General features: G+C 60.8%; 6 protein-coding genes and 1 pseudogene. 5 read left to right on the top strand and 2 right to left on the bottom strand.

The features are described 5' to 3' along the window. Window positions 1–160: pseudogene (locus KBF66_RS19605) on the bottom strand (hypothetical protein); the annotation flags it as partial. Between the two features lie 114 nt (window positions 161–274). Between KBF66_RS19605 and KBF66_RS04605 the strand changes: the two are divergent. The 5 genes from KBF66_RS04605 (at window position 275) to KBF66_RS04585 (ending at window position 5,086) form a co-directional block, all read left to right on the top strand. Then, window positions 275–1,189, top strand: a complete 915-nt coding sequence (locus KBF66_RS04605) for a LysR family transcriptional regulator (protein WP_296652984.1) — start codon at window positions 275–277, stop codon at window positions 1,187–1,189. Window positions 1,190–1,325: 136 nt separating this feature from the next. Continuing rightward, on the top strand, window positions 1,326–2,264 hold the full coding sequence (locus KBF66_RS04600) for an amidohydrolase family protein (RefSeq protein ID WP_296652980.1): 939 nt from the start codon (window positions 1,326–1,328) through the stop codon (window positions 2,262–2,264). 69 nt (window positions 2,265–2,333) lie between these two features. Next, the gene (ligA, locus tag KBF66_RS04595) at window positions 2,334–2,807 is read left to right on the top strand and encodes a protocatechuate 4,5-dioxygenase subunit alpha (protein ID WP_296652976.1); all 474 of its coding nucleotides are present in this window, start codon (window positions 2,334–2,336) and stop codon (window positions 2,805–2,807) included. 1 nt (window position 2,808) lies between these two features. Further along, window positions 2,809–3,702: a class III extradiol dioxygenase subunit beta gene (locus KBF66_RS04590; RefSeq protein ID WP_296652973.1), complete on the top strand. Its 894-nt coding sequence runs from the start codon at window positions 2,809–2,811 to the stop codon at window positions 3,700–3,702. 427 nt (window positions 3,703–4,129) lie between these two features. Next, complete coding sequence (locus KBF66_RS04585) at window positions 4,130–5,086, top strand: Gfo/Idh/MocA family oxidoreductase (protein ID WP_296652969.1); 957 nt, start codon at window positions 4,130–4,132, stop codon at window positions 5,084–5,086. Between the two features lie 19 nt (window positions 5,087–5,105). On the opposite strand, the gene KBF66_RS04580 is transcribed toward KBF66_RS04585, so the two are convergent. After that, complete coding sequence (locus KBF66_RS04580) at window positions 5,106–6,377, bottom strand: 3-carboxy-cis,cis-muconate cycloisomerase (protein ID WP_296652964.1); 1,272 nt, start codon at window positions 6,375–6,377, stop codon at window positions 5,106–5,108. Window positions 6,378–6,386: the final 9 nt, after the last annotated feature.

Raw genomic sequence — 6,386 nt, 5'->3', positions numbered from 1 at the left:
TGAACAGCACGTCGATTTTTTTGGCTTTGACCCAGCCCCGGATGGCATCAAAGCCATCAAAAATGGGCTTCCAGGCGGGGTCGTGCTGCTTGCCGGTGTCTTTGGCGTAGCCGATGGTGGGGGAGTGTGAGGCGCCGATACCGCCGATGATGCGTGCCATGAAAAATCTCCTTCGTGTTGGGTGAACAGGTGCGGCATCGTATCGGTGTTCAATGGGTTGAACAGCATCAATAATTCGAACACAATGTTCGAAAATTTGAGCTTAAGGCCTGTCATGAAGTGGCAACTTGATGATCTTCCGGTTTTTATTGCGGTCCTGGAGCAAGGCGGCATATCTGCCGCCGCAAGAGCCCTTGGGCTGTCCAAATCCAGCGTCAGCGTGGCATTGGCGCGGCTGGAGCAGTCGCTGCAATTGCGCTTGCTGGACCGCTCCACCCGCACCCTGCGCGTCACCACCGAGGGCGAGGTTTTTTACCGGCAGGCGCATCTGATCATGGAGCAGGCCCGCGAGGCCGATGCGCTGATGGCCGGGCTGGGTGCGGCACCCAGCGGCAAGCTCACGGTCGCCTTGCCGCCCGCCTTTTGCCACGAAATGCTGGCACCCCACCTGTCGAGCTTTCGACAACGTTATCCTGGGGTGCAACTGGAACTGGTGGTCACCAGCCATGGCGCTGCCCTGGTGCGTGAACGCGCCGATCTCGCCGTGGTGGTCGGGCAGCTGGAAGACAGCGAACTGGTGTCACGCCCTTTGCTGTCCGATGCGCTGATTTGGGTAGCCAGCCCGGCCTGGCTGGCGCAGCACACGCTTGGCCAGACTTTGCCCGACATCTGCGCCCAGGTGCAGATCTGCGAGAGCCGCTACGGCCTGCGCCGCATGCCCGTGCATGTCAACGGGGTACCGGGCGGGCTTGACCTTGAGCGCGGCATCACCCATGTGAATGACCCTCTGGTGGTGCGCCAGGTGGTGCTGGGCGGTGCCGGCGTGTCGGTGCTTCCACGCCACTATGGGGTGCAGCAACTGGCCGATGGCAGTCTGGTCGAGGTGCTACAGCACATCCAGTTTGACCTGACGGCCTCGCGTCTGACGGCGGTCTATCCGGGGCGAAAAATGTTGTCACCCCGGGTGCGAACGTTTCTCGAGTTTTTGGTTGAACTGTGTGACCGCTATCCGCCCGTCGAGGGACGCTGAGGTCATCGCGGCTTGCACCTGGCGCCTGGTTGGCTATGTCAGATTGGCATAACAGATAGCGCTGTATGCGTGTAGTCATCAAGGTCAGATTTGCACACAATGCCAGTTCATCTTTCATCAAGCCATTCGCCGTCCCATGAAATTAGCTCCCGATAAAGCAACGACCGGCCCTCACACCAAAACCCCCGGTTGGCTCGACTGGTTTACCGGCCCGGCCAAGCCGCGTTTTCAGTTGCCGCCCGGTGCGGTCGATGCCCATTGCCATGTGTTTGGCCCGGGAGCTGAGTTTCCGTACGCGCCAGAGCGCAAATACACCCCGTGTGATGCGTCCAAGGCGCAGCTGTTTGCGCTGCGCGACCACCTGGGGTTCGATAAAAACGTCATCGTGCAAGCCACCTGCCACGGCGCCGACAACCGCGCGCTGGTGGATGCGCTGATTGCCAGCAAGGGCAAGGCACGCGGTGTGGCGACGGTCAAGCGCAGCGTCAGCGATGCCGAGTTACAAGCCATGCACGAGGCCGGTGTGCGCGGCGTGCGCTTTAATTTTGTGAAGCGCCTGGTCGATTTCACGCCCAAGGACGAGCTAATGGAGATTGCCGCGCGCATTGCCAAGCTCGGCTGGCATGTGGTGATCTACTTCGAGGCCGTTGATTTGCCCGAGCTGTGGGACTTTTTCACCGCGCTGCCCACCACCGTGGTGGTGGACCACATGGGCCGCCCGGATGTGTCGCTGCCGGTGGACGGCCCGCAATTTGAGCTGTTCAGGAAATTCATGCGCCAGCACCCGAATGTGTGGAGCAAAGTGAGTTGCCCCGAACGCCTGAGTGTTGCCGGCCCGAAAGCCCTGAACGGCGAACAAAACGCCTACCGCGATGTGATTCCCTTTGCCCGCGCCATCGTTGAAGAATTTTCTGAGCGCGTGTTGTGGGGCACCGACTGGCCGCACCCCAACCTGAAAGACCACATGCCCGACGACGGCCTGCTGGTCGACTTCATCCCGCACATTGCCCCCACAGCGGAGTTGCAGCAAAAACTGCTGGTGGACAATCCGACTCGGTTGTATTGGAAATCATAGCTGTCAGCTTTTGTATTTATTGGGCTAGAGGCAAAAAATATCAACAATCATCCGCAAGAAACCAAATCCATGGCACTCGACAAGCCCTACCTCAACATCCCCGGCACCATCATCTTTGACGCCGAGCAGAGCCGCAAGGGCTATTGGCTCAACCAGTTTTGCATGTCGCTGATGCGTGCTGACAACCGCGCACGCTTCAAGGCGGACCAGCGCACTTACCTCAATGAGTGGCCGATGTCCGAGGACCAGAAGCAGGCCGTGATCGACATGGACCTGAACCGCGCCATGGCTTTGGGCGGCAATATCTACTTTCTGGCCAAAATTGGCGCCACGCATGGGCGCAGCTTTCAGCAGATGGCAGGCAGCATGACCGGCATGAGCGAGGACGAGTACCGCGCCATGATGCTGGCCGGTGGCCGAAGCATTGAAGGCAACCGTGTGATCGGCGAGAACGGCGACGCGCAGGCGCACAACCAACCGCAAGGTGCAGCCGGGGCGGCCAGGCGTGCGGCAGCCGGACAAACAGCCCGGGGAGCACACTGACATGGCACGCATCACCGCATCCGTCTTCACCAGCCATGTGCCCGCCATTGGCGCGGCCATGGACCTGGGAAAAACCCATGAACCCTATTGGCAGCCGCTGTTCAAGGGCTACGAGTTTTCCAAGCAGTGGATGAAGGACAATCGGCCCGACGTGATTTTTCTGGTCTACAACGACCACGCCACGGCCTTTAGCCTGGACATGATCCCCACTTTTGCCATTGGCACGGCGGCGCAGTATCAGCCGGCCGACGAAGGTTTTGGTCCACGCCCGGTGCCCAGAGTCATTGGCCACCCGGAACTGGCCAGCCATATTGCGCACTCGGTCATCCAGCAGGACTTTGACCTGACCATCGTCAACAAGATGGAGGTCGATCACGGCCTGACCGTGCCGCTCTCGCTGATGTGTGGCGAGCAAGACCCGGTGCATGGCGCGTGGCCGTGCCCGGTGATTCCGTTTGCCGTCAACGTGGTGCAGTACCCGGTGCCATCGGGTCAGCGCTGCTTTCAGCTGGGGCAAGCCATTCGTCGCGCGGTGGAAAGTTACGATGAGGACCTGAACGTGCACATCTGGGGCACCGGCGGTATGAGCCACCAGCTGCAAGGCGCGCGTGCCGGGTTGATCAACCGTGAGTGGGATAACGCCTGGCTCGACCAGCTGATTGCCGACCCCGCCGCGTGCGCGAAGACCCCGCACATCGACTATGTGCGCGAGGCGGGCAGCGAAGGGGTGGAGCTGGTGATGTGGCTGATTGCCCGGGGTGCGATGTCAGATATCGCCCAGGCTACTTCAAACAACGTAGCATCAAGTGCAAGTGGAGTAAGCGTTAAACACCGTTTTTATCACGTGCCTGCGTCGAATACGGCGGTGGGGCATTTGATTTTGGAAGACGCATGAATTATGGCTGGCTAGCTCAACCCGCCGCGCGCGCCGGTCATCTGGTTGCGCTCGTGTCCCCCGGCCCGGACTGCGTCCGAGCCTCCTCCTTAACCTCGCTCCACCAGAAGTCCGACGCACCCGGCTACCGCAGTGGCCGTGACGGCGGCAGCCATGATGTTCTACCAGAGTTCCGAAAAGTTGTGTCTGTTGCTGGATATTCAAACCCGAACCTAGCCGGGTGGGTTGGGTGTCTGGCGTAGCGTGGACTTGGGGTTTTGCCAAGTCAAGGAGGAGGCTTGGGCGCAGCCCAAGCCGGGGGACATGAGCGAAGTCAGATACCCAGCCCGCACGGCGGATCAAAAGCACAACAGATGAAACAGGTCGCGAATCCAATCGCCGACCTTAAAGAGTAAATGGAATTGTTCAGTTATTAAAAGGAAACATAATGAAACCCATCAAAGTCGCATTAGCAGGCGCCGGCGCCTTCGGCATCAAACACCTCGACGGAATTAAGAACATCGACGGTGTCGAAGTGGTCTCGCTGATCAGCCGCGAACTCGACAAAACCAAAGAAATTGCCGCCCAATACGGCATCGGCCACGTCACCACCGAACTGGCCGACAGCCTGGCACTGCCCGAGGTCGATGCGGTCATCCTGTGCACCCCCACCCAAATGCATGCCAGCCAAACCCTGGCCTGCCTACAGGCTGGCAAACATGTGCAGGTCGAGATCCCGCTGTGCGACGTGCTCAAAGACGGTGAAGAAGTGGTGCAGAGGGCTGAAAATTCCGGCCTGGTCGCCATGTGTGGCCATACCCGCCGCTTTAACCCCAGCCACCAGTATGTCAACCAGAAGATCAAGGCCAGCCAATTCAACATTCAGCAGATGGATGTGCAAACCTACTTTTTCCGCCGCAGCAACATGAATGCGCTGGGCCAGCCGCGCAGCTGGACCGACCACCTGTTGTGGCACCACGCCGCCCACACGGTGGATCTGTTCGCCTACCAGTGCGCCTCACCCGTGGTGAAAGCCAACGCCATTCAGGGCCCGATTCACCCCACGCTGGGCATCGCCATGGACATGAGTATCCAGCTCCAGGCCGCCAATGGGGCCATTTGCACGCTCTCCTTGAGCTTCAACAACGACGGCCCGCTGGGCACCTTCTTCAGATACATCGGTGACAGCGCCACCTACCTTGCGCGCTATGACGACCTGTTCACCGGCAAGGAAGAAAAGCTCGACGTGTCGCAAGTGGCGGTCAGCATGAATGGCATTGAATTGCAGGACCGCGAGTTTTTTGCCGCCATTCGTGAAGGCCGCCAGCCCAACAGTTCAGTGGCCAGCGTGCTGCCCTGCTACCAGGTGCTGCATCAGCTGGAGCGGCAGCTCAACGGGACTTGATGCTCACCGACGTGCCGGGTCAGGCCAGCACCAGTGCTGGGGCTTCGTGCGTGAGCCAGTCGGCCCTGGTGGTGACGGGCAGCGTGTCGGCATCGGCCGAGTCCAGCGCGGCGCGCAATTGCGCGATCCGGTGGCGCGTGTGCTGTGCCAACACGGCCATCGCATCGGGCCCGAGTCGCTGTGCCGCGTCACGCGCCGTCAGGGTTGTGCGGTACTGACCCACCTGCTCGTGCGCGCGCAGAGAATTGACCTGTATCGTGCGCACCAGTTCGACACTCGCCCGGGCAGCGCCGTGTGCTGACGTCAACAGGCCGTGCCACTCCGGCAGCGCTGCCTGCCAACCACCTTGCGAAATGTCATGTTGTTGTGACTGGCAGCCCAGCAGTGCAGCCACCCGTTGCGGCGCGCGTTGCGCTGCCGCATTGACGACCATCGAGCTGACATGACTGGGTGCGTTGACACCAGCGCCAGCGCTCGCTGGCGTGTCTGCCATGCGCGGTGCCATATCGATCAGCCCGGAACGCGACCAACTGGCCAGTTCGGCTGCCATTCTGGCCTGGCTGGCAATCAGCTGGCCCAGCTCACTGGCGACCACCATCCATTCGTCACACCGACTCTCCATACACGCCGGCGGCCCTGCCAACTGCAGCTCGGCGGCCATCCGTGCGGCCACCTGTTCCAAGGTGGCGGGCAGCGCCGTTGAGGTGGACGGTACTTCGCCCAAATGCACCACCAGCGCTTGCTGCGCCGACCTGCCGAGGCGCTGCAGGCTGCGCAGCATGGGCGCAGCCCACTCGGTGCATTGCAGGCCGATGCAGCTGAGCACGGGCGCTGTCGGGTGGGCTGGTGACAACATCGGCGTTGCCTCGTGCAGGTTGGCCAATTGCAACAGGTCTGTCAGCGTGCGAAAAACGTCGGCGCGTACCAGTGCCAATACATCCACGCTCACCAGCGCCAGCGCCGAGTCGATCAGGTTTTGTCGGGTATAACCATAACCGACAAAACTGGCAGCCTCAGCGTTAAAAAGTCCGACTGTCTCCCTTAGACCAGCAAGCAGGGGTGCGGCCAGGCAGCGGACGCGCCCGCTTTCCCGTGTCAGTTTGGGCACGTCAAACAGCTCCACCTTGCAGGTCCCGATGATGGACTGCGCGGCGCCCGCCGGTATCAACTCGGCATTGGCCTGGGCACGCGACAAAGCTGCCTGATAACGCAACATCGCCGCCACAAAACTTCGGTCACTCAAGACCTCAGTCACTTCAGGCGTGCTCAGAAAGCTTTCAAAAACACCCATGTCGTCGGT

This window comes from Rhodoferax sp. (assembly GCF_018063565.1).
Lineage (GTDB): Bacteria > Pseudomonadota > Gammaproteobacteria > Burkholderiales > Burkholderiaceae_C > Rhodoferax.
Note: the sequence above shows the minus strand (reverse complement) of the source record. Positions and strands in the feature narration are given on the sequence as shown.